The organism is Rhodococcus sp. NPDC127593 (assembly GCF_042671975.1).
Classification (GTDB): domain Bacteria; phylum Actinomycetota; class Actinomycetes; order Mycobacteriales; family Mycobacteriaceae; genus Rhodococcus_F.
This window is the reverse complement of record NZ_JBHXWI010000001.1, coordinates 264,744-280,473: the sequence shown is the minus strand read 5'-3', so window position 1 is coordinate 280,473 and position 15,730 is coordinate 264,744. Positions and strand designations below refer to the sequence as shown.

Sequence of the window (15,730 nt, the reverse complement as noted above, 5' to 3'; positions counted from 1 at the left end):
GACTTAAGACATGCGCGCTGACCGACTCGTCGCGACCCTCCTGCTGATGCAGTCCCGGGGTCGGGTGACCGCCGCCGAAGTGGCCGACGAACTCGAAGTGTCCGTCGCCACCGCTCGCCGTGACCTGGAGGCGTTGTCCGCTGCGGGCATCCCCGTCTACCCGCAGTCCGGGCGCGGCGGCGGGTGGTCGCTCGTGGGCGGCGCTCGCACCGACCTCAGCGGGTTGTCCGCGACCGAGGCGCAGGCCCTGTTCCTGCTGGTCGGCCCGGCCGCCGCTGTCTCGGGCGAGGCCAAGGCGGCGCTGCGCAAACTCGTTCGGGCACTGCCGCAGACCTTCCGGGCCGATGCCGAGGCCGCCGCCAGTGCCACCATGATCGATCCCACCCGGTGGGGCGAGCGCGATCGCCGCAGGCCCGAGATGGTCGACCTGCTGCAGGCCGCCGTGATCCGGCGGCGGAAAGTGCGCCTGACCTATACGAACAGCGCCCGGCAACGGTCCGAGCGGCTGGTCGATCCGTGGGGTCTCGTCGACAAGGACGACATCTGGTATCTCCTGGCCGGGACCGAACGGGCGCAGCGGACCTTCCGAGTCGACCGGATCGTCCACGCCGAATCGACGGAGCAGCCCGCCGAGCGCCCCGACGACTTCACACTCGCCGCGGCGTGGGAAGACGTGGTCGGCGAGGTGGAACAGCGGCGCTCGACGATCTGGGCGACCGTGCTCATCGACGCCAGGTTCGTGCCGATACTGCGCGATCAGTTCGGGCGGCACTGCCACACGGACGGTGCGGACGACGACGGTCGCGCCCGGGTCCGGCTCGCCGCACCGACCCCGTTGGATATCGCCCGGAACCTCGCCGGCTGGGGTGCGACGGTCGAGGTGCTCGAACCGCGATCGGTCCGGGCCGAGCTCGCCCGGATCGGCGCGGAACTCGCCCGCAACTACGCCGGCGAACACGGTGAGGGCGCATGACCGAGCCTCAGTCGGTCAGGTAGCGCTCGACCGACTCGACCTTCGCTCGCAGCTGATCACTGCGCCCCGGCCGGATATCCGCTTTGAGAACCAGACTGACCCGCGGAAACTGTTCCAGCAGAACGTCCGTCGCACGCCTCACGACGGCCATTACCTCGTCCCACTCACCCTCGACGGTGGTGAACATCGACGTGGTCTCATTGGACAGCCCCGACTCGCGGACCACCCGCACGGCAGCGGCGACCGCTGCACCGACGCTGTCGGAATCCCCGCCCATCGGGCTGACACTGAAGGCCACCAGCATGCGCTCTCCTTCTCTGTGAATCGATGGGCACCATCGATTCACATCGTCCGGGTTTCCGCTGCACCCCGATCGCCCGCCCGAACAGGTCGTTCCACAGACACACGTCGGGCGGCGCCCCTGGTCAAGGGGGCGCCGCCCGCGAGCACGAACATCTGGTTACCAACCTGCATGGTTGCGCGGGGTGAAATGTGGCCTCGGCGTCAGACATCCCCCCGTCTGACGCAAGCCCACCGCGCTGAGCCCAGTTAGTGGGCCGTGCTTTTGCGTGGGTGCCTACAACTCGTGCTGGGCGCCACGACCGAGAGGTGGAATCTTCTCTTCCGGTCCAACCTTGGTCTGCCGTGGATCCGTACCTCAGGTCTACCCCGCATATTCAGTTAAGGCAACGAACGTGAGCTCGAGCGCCGGCCGATACTTCCAATTCGCCCAGTAGGCGAGCCGCGAGGTCACCGACCCGGTCCGCTGGGCACGACGGACCTCACTGCTGAGGCGTACAAAGGAAAGACACGGCTCGGCAGTGGCAAGACAGGCCGCCAATCGCGCGATCTGACGTGACGGGAAGCGCGATCTCCTCCACCACGCGCACAGAGAGGACATCGCATGGGAGTTCCGTGGGCATCACGGGCACGATCGGATTCGTACTGGGAGCAACAAGTCTCCGGCGAAGCGCGCGGCTGCGACAGTAGCGAAGCGAGAAAATCCTCACCCGCCGACACACGCCCGACCCTGGCCGACCACAGCCTGACTCACCGCAACACTGACGCCCCACCCCCCGATCACAGCGAGTAAATTTGCCGACCTCGGGAGACGACGCCGACCTCCGTGCTTCGTCGGTGAGCGGCGCCGTGCGATCAGGATTCGACCCGGACGATCCCCACATCGTTGCCGGCGCCGGGCACTCCGTCAGGAGTCTGCCAGCCACGCCAGCAAGCGCCCCTGAGACCAGCAGCGGCCGATGGCCTCGGCGTGCAGAGCCGACCCGTCGAACACTGCCAAACCGATGATGCTGTGGCCGGAGGCGCGGCGATCGCCAAGTGTCGGTATCGTCGGCGCGACTCCGACTCCCTCCGCTGACACCCACGCCACCGGCCGGCTGGCCGCCGCTTCGTCGAGGCGGTGCAGGAAGCGCAGCCGGTTCTCGAGCGGGAAGCGCGACAGCGCCCACGTCGTGGTGACGACAGGCATGGCGTCCGCGGGCACACTGGCGACGGCGTCCGGCATCACCTCGACGGCGTCACCGTGCAGCAGCAGCGGAGGGCCTGTCGCCGCCAACGCCATCTCCGCCTCGAGCCTCGCGGTCCGCTCCGGCTGATCCGGCCACAGGCAGGCGCGCAACCATCGGGCCTCATCCGCGTCGGTCACGTCGACCGGATCGAGGTCGACGCCGACCCGGGCGACCACCTCGGGCATCGCCCGCGTCGGCACGGGCCTGTCCCCCACGATCGACGCCGACAGCTGCACGGGAGAGGACGGGTCGCCCAGCGACTGTCCGTTGCCGTACGTGATGCCCACGCGATCGACATTGAGATTGAGCCCGGCCGAACAGTCCACGTCGATCAGCCCCACCGAATTCGCGCCGACCCGGCGCGCCGCCTCGGCAATGGCCGGATACAGCACGGCGCAGCGTCCGGTCTCGTTGGCCCGCATCTTCCGACGCACGGCAAGCGCCACGACCGAGTCGGTCATTCGCAGCAGCGTGTCGATCGCCGCAGCGGCGGCAGCGTCGCCGTCCGCCGCGGCATAGGCCGCGGCCAGCGCCGGGGCGCGTCCCGCGAGGGCGAGGTCGTGCAGCGCGGCGAGGATCACCGTGGGGTGCCGCTTGCGCGCCTGCGCCGCCTCGATGGCGCGCAGCGCCTCGTCGGATTCACTCAGGGCGACGGCGACCCGCGCGTACAGCGGCGACGTGTCGGCGGCGTCGACCTCACCGAAGCGTCGGTACACCTGAGCGAGTGTGCGGGCCCTACCCACGAATACGGCGCTTCCTGCAGTCACCTGGCATCACATCAAGCCGTTCGGGGCAGGGGCCCGGTCGGCGTGCCGGCGAGCGCCTGCCGTCGCAGCGCCTCCAGATTCTGCCGTATCTGCGGCCGCATGTCCCGGTGCTGCGGCTGCAGGCGTGAGTAGAGCGAGAGCAGCGGGCGGTACGGCAGTACGTCGATCCGATACGAGTGCGTCACCCGTGTCCTGTCGCCGTCCGCTCTGAAGGTGTATGACCAGGTGGTCGAGTCGTGGTACAGCGGGTTGCGCCGATCCGACACCGTGTGGAATTCGAACTTCCTGCCCGGATCGGCGGCGGTCACCTCGCAGACCCGGGACCAGCGCATGTGATGTGCGCGGTTGTGCCCCCGGAATCGGGCGCCCACGCTCCCCGGCGGCCGTCCCGGTAGCCATGCGCAGCTGCGGCACTCGGGGCTGCGTTCGCTGATACGGGTGACGTCGGCGACCGCGTCGTACAGCTGCCGAGCCGGGACGTCGATCCACAGTTCTGCCGAGCCCTCGGTGCGGGGTGGCCGGTGAAGCCGCGGGCTCACGTCCAGATCGGCGCCCCACCGGGCGGCGCATGCCCGCCGATATGGTCGTTTGAACGTATGGATCAGCATGAACCGGGTCGCGGGATCGACTTTGCCGACGGTGACGTCGTAGTCTTCCCGATCGACACCGTCGACAATCCAGTGAGCTTCGACCCCCAGCTCCCGCTTGGTCTTCGAGGCGATGAACACCTGCTGCTCCACGTCATCCCACTGACGACGGGTCAGGGTGCGGGCGACGACAGGCATCATCTCGTCCTCTTCGCGCTGCAGATGCGGCAACAGAACCTGTTCGAGAGCGATGAGGGAATGCGAAAGGTCTTCTCGGGCAGCCGGATGCGCACGATATTCGGTTGCCGCAGCGGTGACGTGCTCCATCTCGGGGCCGATTCGCGCGTGGTCCGCGTCCATCGCGTCGAGCAGTGCTCCGGCGGCCGGGTTCAATTCACGGACCAGCGGCCAGAGCCCACGGTCCTCTCCGCTGTGGTGCAGGTACAGGAAATGCATCATCCACACGAGATGATCGGCGAGGGCGACCCGCTGGGTCTGCGCGGGCGGAGGTGCTGTGCGCAGCACCTGCACGGCGCGAGCGATATCGCGGCGCAGCGCGCTGTGGACGATGCGCATGATCCGAGTGTCGGCGGGCGGCAGAGTGTCGGTTGTCATGACCTACTCCAGACAATGGCGCCCGTGTGTCACACCGGGCGGTCGAGGATTTCTTCGATGCGGTCGATCAACCATGACTCGTAGCGGACGCGACTCCAACCGCATTCGTCCACGAGCAGGGCGTAGACCTGGTCGCCGGTCTGGACCCACAGTTCGTCGACCTGACCGGTATCGGCGTGACGGCCCATGATGAGGTTTGCGACGTCGGCGACCGAGCGCCTGCGCTGCCCCTCCAGGTCGGCGGCCACCGCTGCGAGCGTGGCATCCGCCGTCGCACCCTGGCGGATTGCCACGGCCAGGCGGTAGATGCGCTCGTTGATCCTGGCGATCATGCGCGCACCCGTCTCGGTGCGGTCGCCGGTCGTGCGCCCTGTACCGATCGCCGTGTAGACGGGCCGGTCGGCCAACGGCACCTGAGCGTCATCGCCGACGATGGCGACCTCCAGCGCCGCCTTCAACAGGTGGGCCTTGGATCCGAACGTCGTGTAGACGGTTTCGACTGAAACCGCCGAGGCCCGCGCGACATCCCTCATGCCGGTGCCGACCCAGCCGTGCTCGGCGAACAACCTGGTGGCGGCCTCGAGTACGACCGCCCGGGTCTGAGCTGCCTGCATCCGACGCAGCGGAGAGCGGTACCGGCGGGTCCCCGATCCGCCCGGCTCCGCCGAGTCGTACTCGACCGTTGCCATACCCCCATTCTAGAACGCATGAGTTTTCAATACAACACTGTTCAAGGGATTTTCGGGCCCGGCCCGTCCCGACCCGAACACGTTCAGGGAGCACCCCTTCCCGCACACTGTGGCCGGTCGGAGAACCGCGACCGGCCGGGTGCGTCGCCCGCCGGCGAGATAGGCGAGGCGGGAGCGAGCCGTCGCTCGCGCGGTGGGGCCGATCCAGATCCTGGACGCCTGCCGTCAGCGCCGGCGCTCAGGCGGTCTCAGTCGAACCGACGGGTCGGCTCTGGCGCTGGATGCCCAGGTGAAACGCCACCACACCGCACAGCCGGAGTCATTCGGGCGCCCTCGTTCAGGTCGCACTACGGAGGGTTCAGCTGGTGGCAGCCTCCACCGTCCCGAGTTCGAGGAGGCACACGTCGGGCTGTTCGGTGACGCCGGGCATCGAGGTCACGAACCAGAAGTCACCGTCCCGGTCGACGCGAAACAGGTCGCCGGTGGCCATCCACTCGTCGTCCCCGCCGAACACACCGCGCAGCGCGATGTCGTTGCCGGCGAATATCTTCCCCGAGGCGTCGACGAGCAGTTGGCCGACCTCTCCGGGCCGGGCAGGCACCGCGTAGCCGTCCTCGCCGGTGCGGATCCGGCCGTCCTCCATCTCGACGACGCACACTCGTGGCGTCCCCGGCAGCGGTTTGCCCACCGAACCGATCTTGCGGCCGCTGACATTGCCGAGGATGGCGTCCGAACGCGTCGAGGCGTACATCTCCAGCACGCCGATCGATTCGAACCGGTCACTGACCCGCCGCCACAGGTCGGCCGGCATCGCCGAGCCCACGAAGAGCCGAATGGGGTGGTTCTTCCGGATTCGCTCCGGCGCGTCGACCAGCGGCTCGAGCATGTCCCGGGTATAGGTCACCACCGTGGCCCGGTACCGGCGCACCTGAGACCAGAACGTCTCCGGGTCGAACTCGTCGATCAGTGCCACGCGGGCACCGGACGCGGTTGCGGCGGCCGTCGCCAGCAGTAGGCCGGTCGGGTGGTGCAGCGGGCTGCTCGAGTAGATCGTGTCGCCCGGGGTCAACGCGCACGCGGTCGAGGCTGCCAATGCGGAGATCGCCCACCGCCCGTTGGTGATCAGATCGGCGCGGGTCTGCTCCCCCACCCCGCCGAAGAGTACGAACGCGACGTCGCCGGCGCACCCCGGGTTCGCCCGGTACCAGGCGGGCAGGCGCACGTGGTCGGGATCCACCTGCTCCAGGTCGACCGCGCCGGAGGGGATGACGCGGTCTTCGTGGACTGCGCCGAGCACGAACACCGGCAGCGCGGTTGTTGTCGCGGTCGCCGCGTGCTCGGGGTCGGCCAGGATCTTCGTCACGTGCCCGAGCCGTACCTCTTCGTCGAGGTCGTGCCCCGGGCGGTGTAACACGGCGACCGCACCGATGCGGTTGAGGGCCGCGATTGCGACGAGTGAGCTCGGGCGGGTGTGCATGAGCACTCCGACGCGCTCGCCCTTGCGAACTCCCGCCGACACCAGCCCGCAGACCACGCTGTCGATGCGCTGTTTGGTTTCCGCGTGGGTGTGCACGCGATCGGCGAACAGGAAGGCCGCCTTGTCAGGTCGCGAGCGGGCCAGGCCGTCGAGCAGCGCACCGTAGGAGATCTTCGTGCGCGGACCCATCGATTCGAGCCGCACCAGGCGGGGCGCAGCAGCGACCGCCTCCCTCGACAGCTCGACGACCGTGTTTGCCAGGTGCTTCCCGGCGCGCGACAGGGTGGCGGGGAGGCTGAGCCCGGTCTCGGCGACGAGACCGGCGCCGTAGGTCAGTCCAGCGACGCTTCCGCGTGGGGCCGGCTGCTCGTTGCCGGAGGACGGCTCGAGTTCGTGTATGAAGTCCGGCAGGTCGCCCTCGCCGTTCGTCCAGCGCACCCACGCACCGATGCCGGGCCAGGTTTTCTGTTTGGCGTGCGAGCTGACGGGCAGCCCGAAATGTCCGACGGGCAGCGTGCATTCGTGGATGTCGGCGTTGGGTGCCGCCCGCCGGACGGCGCGCACCGTTGCCGGCGGTGCCAGAAAGTCGGCCTCACCGACGAAGGTGAGGATCGGACAGGTGATATCCGCGAATCCGACGGTGCGGTCACCGATCACGACGCCGCCCTCGACCAGGCGGTTGTCCGCGAGCAATTCGAGCAGTTCGACGAGAGCCGGACCAGACCAGCTGACCCACGCACCGGTCTTGAGGAATTTGCGTTGCGGTTCGCGTGGCAGCAGCGACTCGCGGTCGTGCAGGGCGAGCAGGAACTCGATGTCGTTGCGGATGTTGCGATGCGGGCTCGACCAGTTGAACAGCTGCGTGACGAACCATCGGGGAAGGCCGGTCTTGCCGATGATCTTGCTCTCCAGCCCGACGATGCCCCAGAACAGGTCCTGCGGAACGATGCGGTCGATGTCGAGGGTCGTCAGAGGGCTGCCCAGGGCGATCACGCTCGCAACCCCGGCATTGCCGAGATATGCGGTCGCCGCGTAGCAGAAGATGCCGCCCTGGCAGTACCCGACCAGGTGCACGTCCCGACCGGTCGCCTGCCGCACCCGCTGCACCGCGTCGACCACGGCGAGCACGTGGTCACCGAAGGTGCGCGCGTTGCCGCCCGGCTCGACCGCCGGATCACCGAAGTCGACCACCCACGGGTCGAGGCCCTGCTCGCGCAGCATCGCGACCGCACTGGTCTGCGGCGAAATATCCCACACGACGGCAACCTGCGACAGCGGCGGTACGAGAATGACCGGCGACAGCCCGGCCGGCGAGTCCGGGTAGTAGTGCCGGAGCCGGTACACCGGTTCGTGCGCGACGACGTCGTGCGGTGCGGGATCCTCCTCGGTCTTGAGGCCGCCGTACCTGGCGACCTCGATGCCGTTGACGATGGTTGCGATGACGCGATCGATGTTGCTCGCGCTCGGGGTGGAGCCCATTAGCTTTCTGCTTTCGGTTTCGGTTGGTTGCAGGGGGTGGACAGGATCAGGTCGGCGATGCGGCCCGGTTCCTCGAGTTGCGGGCAGTGGCCGCAATTGTCGAGGGTTTCGAGCGTTGCGGTGGGCACCGTGGCCAGGAAAGCGGGCGCGCTGTTCGGATCGGCCAGCCTGTCCTTGCGGCCCCAGATCAACAGGACCGGTATGCGGATCCGGTCGGTCCGCAGGGGGTCGCGATCACCCTCCCGACTCAGCGCGAGCAGATCGCCGCGCAACCTGCCCACATCGCGCATGCCCTGCACGTGCTCCGCGTACCGCAGCGCGAGCCCCGCCTCGCCGCGGCCCGCGGCTAGGCCACGCGCATAGAACCGCGCGGCGCCGCGGCGGACCAGCGTTGCGGGGACGGGTGCCCGGTCGACGAACTGCAGCATCGGGTCCAGGCAGCGTAGGACCGCCGTGAGATATCGCAGCCGCCAGCCGTAGGCCAGGCCTGCCGGCCCGATGCCGACCACGGCGCTCAGCGATACCTCGCTGCGCGCGGCCGCGCGCAGCGCGAGCAGGCCGCCGAGCGAGTTTCCCACCGCAACCGCATCGCCGTGCTCGGCGTAGGCACGCACGAATCCGTCGACGAACGCGTCGTGGTGGGGCAACGCCGGGCGGGCCAGCCGATCGGCGCGACCGCTGCCGGGCAGATCGACCGCCACGGCGCGGCGCCCCCGGCTCGCGAACACCTGCATGAGCGGGCGCCACGAGTCCGCCGAGTCGGTGAAACCGTGCAGCAGCAGGATCGGCGGCCCATCTCCGTCGACTTCGAGCACTCGTGTGGATACGCCGGCGACGACGACCCGCCGCTCGCTGATCGGGTGACTCATGAGAGCAGCAACCCACCGTCCACCACGAGCTGGCTACCGGTCATGTAGCTGCTGGCATCGGAAGCGAGGAAGACCATCGCCGCGGCGAGTTCGGCCGGATCGCCGAGGCGGCCCATGACGAGTCGGTGACCGATGAGTTCGCCGGGGAGGCCGTCGGTCATCTCCGAGGGGAAGAACCCCGGGAGCAGTGCGTTGACCCGAATTCCCTTGCGCCCCGACCACTGTCGTGCGAGCGACCTGGTGAGACCGATGAGCCCGGCCTTCGACGCCGAGTACGCCGTCGTCGGGGCGTCGAGCGTGGTGTGCGCCATGACGCTGGCCACGTTCACGATCGACGAGCCCGGCGCCATCGCCAAGGCGACCGCCTGAGCCATCGAGAAGCATGCCGTGAGGTTCACCGCGACGACACGTTCGAACTCGGCCAACGACAGCCGCGAGGCGGGGGCGTGGTCTTCGATGCCGGCGTTGTTGACCAGAACGTCGACGCGCCCGAACCGCTCCACGGCCGCATCGACCACCTTGCGGCAGTCGTCGGCGTTCGAGACGTCCGCGGCCACAGCGAGGCCACGGCGACCGGTGCCGGTCACCGTGTCGAGGGTTTCTTCCAGCAGGTGTGCGCGCCGTGCGGCCACCACCACGTCCGCACCGGCCTCGGCACATGCCGCGGCGAACGCGACCCCGAGCCCCGACGACGCTCCGGTGATCACGACCACCTTGTCCTGGAGGCGGAACTTGTCGGCCAGGACGGGCCGGGTACCTGCTGCACCGGCGACGGTGAGTTGGGCATTGCTCATGACTGATTCCCTCAGTTGTGGTGATTGCGTGCTGCGGTTGAGCCCGGTTGCGACAACGGCACTCGACTCTCACCGCACCGCCCGTGTTGGCATCACATCCTACTATACAACCGTATCGTAAAACATTCTTATGTAAAGCCCACCGCATTGCGCACTCCGAGTCGCCCCGACTTGCGCGCCGCAATATCGGCGACCAGTTCTATTTACAAACAAATATTTTCCGATACAGTTGTATAGCAACGAAGGGAATGTTGATGCGCGAATCCAAGTCGCTCGACGGCGTGCGAGTCGTCACGCTTGCCGTGAATCTGCCGGGACCACTCGCCGTCGCCCGCCTGCAGGCGATGGGAGCGGCGGTCACCAAGATCGAACCGCCCGAAGGGGATCCGCTTCACAGCGCGTCACCGCAGTGGTATCGCGAACTCACGCAGGGCCAGAAGGTTCTCACGCTGGACCTGAAGGATCCGGCGGCACGCGAACGCCTGGACGCCGAGTTGGCTGCCTCCGACCTACTGGTGACCGCCATGCGGCCCTCCGCGCTGCGCCGACTCGGGCTCACCGAGCTGCAGTCGGTCCACCCGCGACTCGCGCACGTGGAGATCGTCGGCCACGACGGCACGCTCGAGGACCTACCCGGTCACGACCTGACCTACCAGGCGGTGAACGGCACACTGCAGCCGCCGCTCATGCCCACCGTCCCCGTCGCCGACATGCTCGGCGCCGAACGTGCCGTGTCGGCAGCGCTACTCGCTCTCGGTGCGTCGTCGAAAACATTTGAGGGACAACGCTACCGAGTAATACTCGCGGATGCGGCAGCCGATGCGGGCGCCGCGGTGCGCCACGGCCTGATGGGGCATTCCTCGACCCCGCTCGGTGGCGCCGTCCCCGGATACGGCATCTACGCCACCTCCGACGGGCACATCGCCCTCGCGGCGCTCGAACCGCATTTCTGGTCCCGCACCCGCGACGCCCTCGGCGTCGCGGGGGAACGCGACGAACTCGAGCGCATCTTCGCCACCCGCACCAGCAAGGAATGGGAAGAACTCGCCGAGCGGGTCGACATACCCCTCATCGGAATTCAGACACCTGAACAAGGAGTACCAGCATGACCATTCGCGAAGCCGTGATCGTCGGCGCCGTCCGCACCCCGGTCGGGCGGCGAGGCGGGGCGCTGAGCGCCTGGCACCCGGTCGACCTGCTAGGACAGACGCTGCGGGCGCTGGTCGACCGCACCGGCATCGATCCCGCCCGGATCGACGACGTGATCACCGGTTGCGTACTGCAGCAGGAACAACAGGCGGGCAACATCGGCCGGCACGCCGTGCTCGCCGCCGGCTTTCCGGAGTCGGTGCCCGCGGTGACCGTCGACCGGCAGTGCGGGTCGGGTCAGCAGGCGGTCAGCTTCGCCGCGCAGGGCGTGCTCGCGGGCTCCTACGATCTCGCGATCGCCTGCGGTGTCGAGTCGATGTCGCAGGTGCCGATGCCGGCCGCGATGGTGCCCGGGGCGCCGCTCGGACCGCACTACAGCCCGCGCGAACTCGCCCGCTACGACGGCACCCTCGTGGCGCAGGGCCCGTCGTCGGAGCTGATGAACGAAAAATTCGACCTCGGCCGGGCTGCCCTGGACGCCTTCAGCGCCAGCAGCCATAGGCGCGCTCTCGCCGCGACCCGGGCAGGAAAGTTCCGCAAGCAGCTGGTACCGGTGCGGGTGAACCCGGACGATCCGGCCAGCGCGCTCGTCGACCGTGACGAGGGCATCCGCGAGCACCTCGACCGCGACAAGATGGCATCGTTGAAGACGGTGTTCGCCGCCGACGGGCGCACCACCGCCGCGAACTCGTCGCAGCTCAGTGATGGCGCCGCAGCCCTGCTGATCGCCGACCGCGCGTTCGCCGAACGCCACGGACTGGTCCCCAGAGCACGGTTCCGCGCACTGTCGGTGGCAGGCGCCGACCCGGTCCTCCAGTTCACCGCGGTCCTCGACGCCACCCGCAAGGCCCTGGAGTTCTCCGGTCTCGGGGTCGACGACATCGATCTGTTCGAGGTCAACGAGGCCTTCGCCGGGGTCCCGATCATGTTCGCGCAGGAATTCGGGGTCCCCGACGACAAGCTCAACGTCAACGGCGGATCGGTCGCCATCGGCCATCCCCTCGGATCGACCGGCGCCCGGATGCTCACCGACCTGCTGTGCGAGCTCGAGCGCACCGGCGTGTCGGTTGGGCTGCAGACCATCTGCGAGGCGACCGGCACCGCCAACACCACCATCATCGAACGCATCTGAGGAGCAGTGATGACGAACGCGATCATCCAGGGCTTACCGTCCACACACGGTGACCACTACCAGCTGAACACCACCACCCTGATCCGGCACTCGGCCCGCACCTACCCGGAACAGCAGATCGTGTTCCGCACCGCGGACGGCGGGTGGGACCGCTACACCTACGCCGACGCCTACCGCCGGATCCAGCAGGCGGCGAACGTCCTGACCCGGCTCGGGATCGGGCCGGCCGACATGGTCGGCATCCTGGACTGGAACAGCAAGCGGCACTACGAGTTGTACTGGGCGATACCGGGTATCGCCGCGGCGATGCTGCAGATGAACCTGCGGCTGTCGTCCGAGGACCTCGCGTACGTGGTGGGCCACAGCGACGCGCGCTTCATCTTCGTCGACGAGTCCCTGCTGCCGGTCGCCGAAGCCCTCGCCCCGAACGCACCGAACGTCAAGGGCTGGGTGCTGATGTCGGACAAACCGATGTCGCAGATCAGCACCACGCTCGAGAACGTCCACCACTTCGAGGAACTCATGGCCGAAGCGAGCGAGGTGTACGACTGGCCCATGATCGACGAACACGCCACCTACAGTGCGTGTTACACCACCGGAACCACGGGGCGGCCCAAGGGAATCTACTACTCCCACCGCGGAATCTACCTGCACACCATGAGTCAGGCCGCCGCGCTCGGCATGAGCGCGGACGACGCCGTCATGCTCATCACCCCGATGTTCCACGGACAGTCGTGGGGGCTACCGCAAACCGGCACCTACACTGCCGCGAAGATCGTGCTTCCCGGCCGGTACATGGCCGAGGACACGTCGGTACTGGTCGACGAGATGATCGCGGAAGAGGTCACCGTCGCCAACGGTGCGCCGGCGATCTTCGAGCCGATGCTCGACTACATCAGGACCCTGGACGTCAAACCCGATTTCCGGCGGACGAAACTGCTCTCCGGCGCCACCGAACCGCCCCTGTCGATGATGCGCGGCTTCCACGACCTGACCGGGGCCGACATCCTGCACGGCTACGGCGCCACCGAGACCACGCCCTTCGTCACCGCCAACGGTGCGATCAAGCCGTCGCTGCGCACCACGCTGACCGACGAGCAGAAGTGGGATCTCAAACGCTCGCAGGGTCTTCCGGTCAACGGCGTGGACATCCGGATCGTCGACGCCGACGGCAACGACCTCCCGCACGACGGACAGGCGCAGGGTGAGATCCTGCTCCGCGGGCCCTGGATCATCGAGCGCTACCACAAACTCGACGACGACAGCGACCGCTTCCAGGACGGGTACTGGCGGAGCGGAGACGTCGGCAAGATCGATGCCCATGGTTACCTGAAACTGACCGACCGGATCAAGGACGTCATCAAGAGCGGCGGCGAATGGATCTCGTCCATCGACATGGAGAACGCGATCGTCGCCCACCCGAAGGTCGCCGAAGCCGCTGTTGTCGGCGTCCACCACCCGCGCTGGCAGGAACGGCCGGTGGCACTGGTCGTCACCACGAACGGCGACGACCTGCCGATCGAGGAGATCCACCGCGTCCTCGACGGGTCGTTCGCCAAGTGGCAGCTGCCGGACACGGTCGTCTTCCTCGACCACCTACCGCGAACCAGTGTCGGCAAGCTCGACAAAAAGGCGATGCGCGCAGCGCACGCCGATATCTACAAGGACACCCTGTGAGTGACACACCGGCAATTCTCGTCACAACCCGGCAGGGCGGCATCGCGATCCTCGAGATCAACCGCCCCGCTTCGAAGAACAGCATGAGCAACGATCTGCTCGCCGCGATGGCCGCAGAGTTGCGCGCCCTCCGGCACGACGACGACATCCGCGCGGTGATCATCACCGGGGCAGGCGGAACCTTCTGCGCCGGCGCCGACATCACCGGCTTCGACACTCTCCGCGACGCCGCGCTGCTCGGCGCGCGGGAGGAGTTCGGGGGCACGTTCTGGTCCGACCTCGCGGCCTTCCCCAAACCCGTTGTCGCCGCCATCGAGGGGTTGGCGCTGGGCGGCGGGTGCGAACTGGCCCTCGCCTGCGACATCGCCATCGCCGGCGAATCCGCGAAATTCGCAGTGCCCGAGGTCAAGCTGGGAGTGATCCCCGGCGCCGGGGGCACCCAGCGTCTGGTCGGTGCGGTCGGAAAGTCGAAGGCCATGGCAATGTTGCTGTCCGGTGACTTCCGCACCGCCGACCAAGCCTGCGCCGCGGGCCTGATCGCCGAGACGGTCCCGGACGGTGAGGCGCTGGCGCACGCCGTTGCTCTCGCGCAGCGGATCGCGAAGAATTCCCCACTGGCGGTGGCGCTGGCCAAGGACGCCGCCCTGCGCGCACTCGAGACGTCTCTGAGCCAGGGCCTCGAACACGAAAAACGCAACTTCCACATCGCCGTACGGTCTGCGGACTGTCACGAGGGGCAGTCCGCGTTCCTCGCCAAACGCGCTCCCGCCTTCACCGGAAAGTAGAACCCGACATGTCTGAACTGTTTCCCGACTACCGCTCCCCGTGGGAGAACGAGGACCAGCAGGTGCTGCGGAAGCACGCCGCCGAGTTCTTCGGCAAGGAATGCACACCCCACCAGGAACGCTGGGCCGCGCAACACCAGGTCGACCGTGACTTCTGGAACAAAGCTGGTGCCGCCGGTCTGCTGTGCCTCGACCTTCCCGAGGAATTCGGTGGTGGCGGTGGCAACTTCGGCCACGAAGCAGTCGTCCAGCAGGAGTTGACGTTCGCCCACGATTCCGCCTTCGGGTTCGGGGTGCACTCCACGATCGCCGCCCACTACATCTCGGCGTTCGGCACCGCCGAGCAGCGGGCGCGGTGGCTGCCGAAACTGGTCACCGGTGAGCTGGTCCTCGCCATCGCGATGACCGAACCCGGCACCGGATCGGATCTACAGTCGGTGCGAACCACCGCCATCCGCAACGGCGACGACTACGTGATCAACGGGTCGAAGACGTTCATCTCCAATGGCTCGCATTGCGATCTGCTGATCATCGTCGCAAAGACCGACGCCGCCCTCGGAGCGAAAGGCATCTCGCTGCTCGTCGCCGAAACCGATGGCCTGCCCGGCTTCGAACGCGGTCGCGTCCTGCAGAAGATCGGTCAGCACGGTCAGGACACCCGCGAGCTGTTCTTCACCGACATGCGTGTTCCCGTCGGCAACCTCCTCGGTGAGGTCGAGGGCCAGGGCTTCTACCAGTTGATGCAGCAACTTCCACGGGAACGGCTGAGCATCGGCATCACAGGAGTCGCCATGGCCGAGGCCGCCGTCACCGAGGCCATCCGCTACGCCAAGGATCGCTCCGTGTTCGGCAAGTCGGTCCTCGACTACCAGAACACCAAATTCGTGCTGGCGGAGTGCAAGACGGAGGTCCTGGCCGGCAAGACGCTGATCGACCACTGCATCCAGCGGGCCATCGACGGCACCCTCGACGCCGCGACCGCGTCGATGGCCAAGCTGTGGGGATCGGAGAAGCAGTGCGAGATCGTCGACCGCTGCCTGCAGATCTTCGGCGGCTACGGCTACATGATGGAATACCCGATCGCCCAGATGTACACCGCGGCACGCGTGCAGAAGATCTACGGCGGCACCAACGAGGTCATGAAGGACCTCATCGCCCGCACCCTCTGACCCGCCCACTTCGTTCGTCCCCTCATTACTTCACAGGAG

The 15,730-nt window shown here is 67.8% G+C and carries 13 protein-coding genes; 6 read left to right on the top strand and 7 right to left on the bottom strand.

The genetic code is table 11. The annotated features are described in order from the left end of the window. The first annotated feature begins 10 nt into the window (after positions 1–10). Positions 11–973 carry a helix-turn-helix transcriptional regulator gene (locus ACFVJ3_RS01395; RefSeq protein ID WP_378450328.1) on the top strand — a complete coding sequence of 321 codons (963 nt, stop codon included), beginning with the start codon at positions 11–13 and terminating at the stop codon, positions 971–973. A gap of 7 nt (positions 974–980) precedes the next feature. Here the strand turns inward: ACFVJ3_RS01395 and ACFVJ3_RS01390 are convergent, their stop codons facing one another. The 7 genes from ACFVJ3_RS01390 to ACFVJ3_RS01360 all read right to left on the bottom strand — a co-directional run bounded on the left by ACFVJ3_RS01390 (position 981) and on the right by ACFVJ3_RS01360 (position 9,779). After that, on the bottom strand, positions 981–1,277 hold the full coding sequence (locus ACFVJ3_RS01390; protein WP_378450327.1) for an MTH1187 family thiamine-binding protein: 297 nt from the start codon (positions 1,275–1,277) through the stop codon (positions 981–983). Positions 1,278–2,180: 903 nt separating this feature from the next. Beyond that, positions 2,181–3,269, bottom strand: coding sequence for a DUF2332 domain-containing protein (locus ACFVJ3_RS01385; RefSeq protein ID WP_378450326.1), 1,089 nt, complete (start codon positions 3,267–3,269; stop codon positions 2,181–2,183). Between the two features lie 11 nt (positions 3,270–3,280). Next, positions 3,281–4,471 (bottom strand): hemerythrin domain-containing protein, encoded by a 1,191-nt coding sequence (locus ACFVJ3_RS01380; RefSeq protein ID WP_378450325.1) that lies wholly within the window; start codon positions 4,469–4,471, stop codon positions 3,281–3,283. Between the two features lie 29 nt (positions 4,472–4,500). Then, a complete protein-coding gene (locus tag ACFVJ3_RS01375; protein WP_378450324.1) occupies positions 4,501–5,160 on the bottom strand; it encodes a TetR/AcrR family transcriptional regulator in 660 nt (219 codons plus the stop codon). 358 nt (positions 5,161–5,518) lie between these two features. Next, the gene (locus tag ACFVJ3_RS01370) at positions 5,519–8,116 is read right to left on the bottom strand and encodes an AMP-binding protein (RefSeq protein ID WP_378450323.1); all 2,598 of its coding nucleotides are present in this window, start codon (positions 8,114–8,116) and stop codon (positions 5,519–5,521) included. After that, positions 8,116–8,985, bottom strand: coding sequence for an alpha/beta fold hydrolase (locus ACFVJ3_RS01365; RefSeq protein WP_378450322.1), 870 nt, complete (start codon positions 8,983–8,985; stop codon positions 8,116–8,118). Before ACFVJ3_RS01365 ends, ACFVJ3_RS01370 begins: the two co-directional genes overlap by 1 nt. After that, positions 8,982–9,779 (bottom strand): SDR family NAD(P)-dependent oxidoreductase, encoded by a 798-nt coding sequence (locus ACFVJ3_RS01360; RefSeq protein WP_378450321.1) that lies wholly within the window; start codon positions 9,777–9,779, stop codon positions 8,982–8,984. The genes ACFVJ3_RS01365 and ACFVJ3_RS01360 overlap by 4 nt, the downstream gene beginning before the upstream one ends. Positions 9,780–10,033: 254 nt before the next feature. Here ACFVJ3_RS01360 and ACFVJ3_RS01355 point away from each other — a divergent pair, with 254 nt between their 5' ends. Genes ACFVJ3_RS01355 through ACFVJ3_RS01335 form a run of 5 tightly spaced genes read left to right on the top strand, consistent with a single transcriptional unit; the run spans position 10,034 to position 15,691 of the window. Next, on the top strand, positions 10,034–10,888 hold the full coding sequence (locus tag ACFVJ3_RS01355) for a CoA transferase (protein WP_378450320.1): 855 nt from the start codon (positions 10,034–10,036) through the stop codon (positions 10,886–10,888). Then, entirely contained in the window at positions 10,885–12,060 is a 1,176-nt protein-coding gene (locus tag ACFVJ3_RS01350) for a thiolase family protein (protein ID WP_378450319.1), read from the top strand. The genes ACFVJ3_RS01355 and ACFVJ3_RS01350 overlap by 4 nt, the downstream gene beginning before the upstream one ends. 9 nt (positions 12,061–12,069) lie before the next feature. Then, positions 12,070–13,737 carry a long-chain-fatty-acid--CoA ligase gene (locus ACFVJ3_RS01345; RefSeq protein WP_378450318.1) on the top strand — a complete coding sequence of 556 codons (1,668 nt, stop codon included), beginning with the start codon at positions 12,070–12,072 and terminating at the stop codon, positions 13,735–13,737. Beyond that, positions 13,734–14,522, top strand: coding sequence for an enoyl-CoA hydratase/isomerase family protein (locus ACFVJ3_RS01340; protein WP_378450317.1), 789 nt, complete (start codon positions 13,734–13,736; stop codon positions 14,520–14,522). Before ACFVJ3_RS01345 ends, ACFVJ3_RS01340 begins: the two co-directional genes overlap by 4 nt. 8 nt (positions 14,523–14,530) lie before the next feature. Next, entirely contained in the window at positions 14,531–15,691 is a 1,161-nt protein-coding gene (locus tag ACFVJ3_RS01335; RefSeq protein ID WP_378450316.1) for an acyl-CoA dehydrogenase family protein, read from the top strand. The last annotated feature ends 39 nt before the right edge of the window (positions 15,692–15,730 follow it).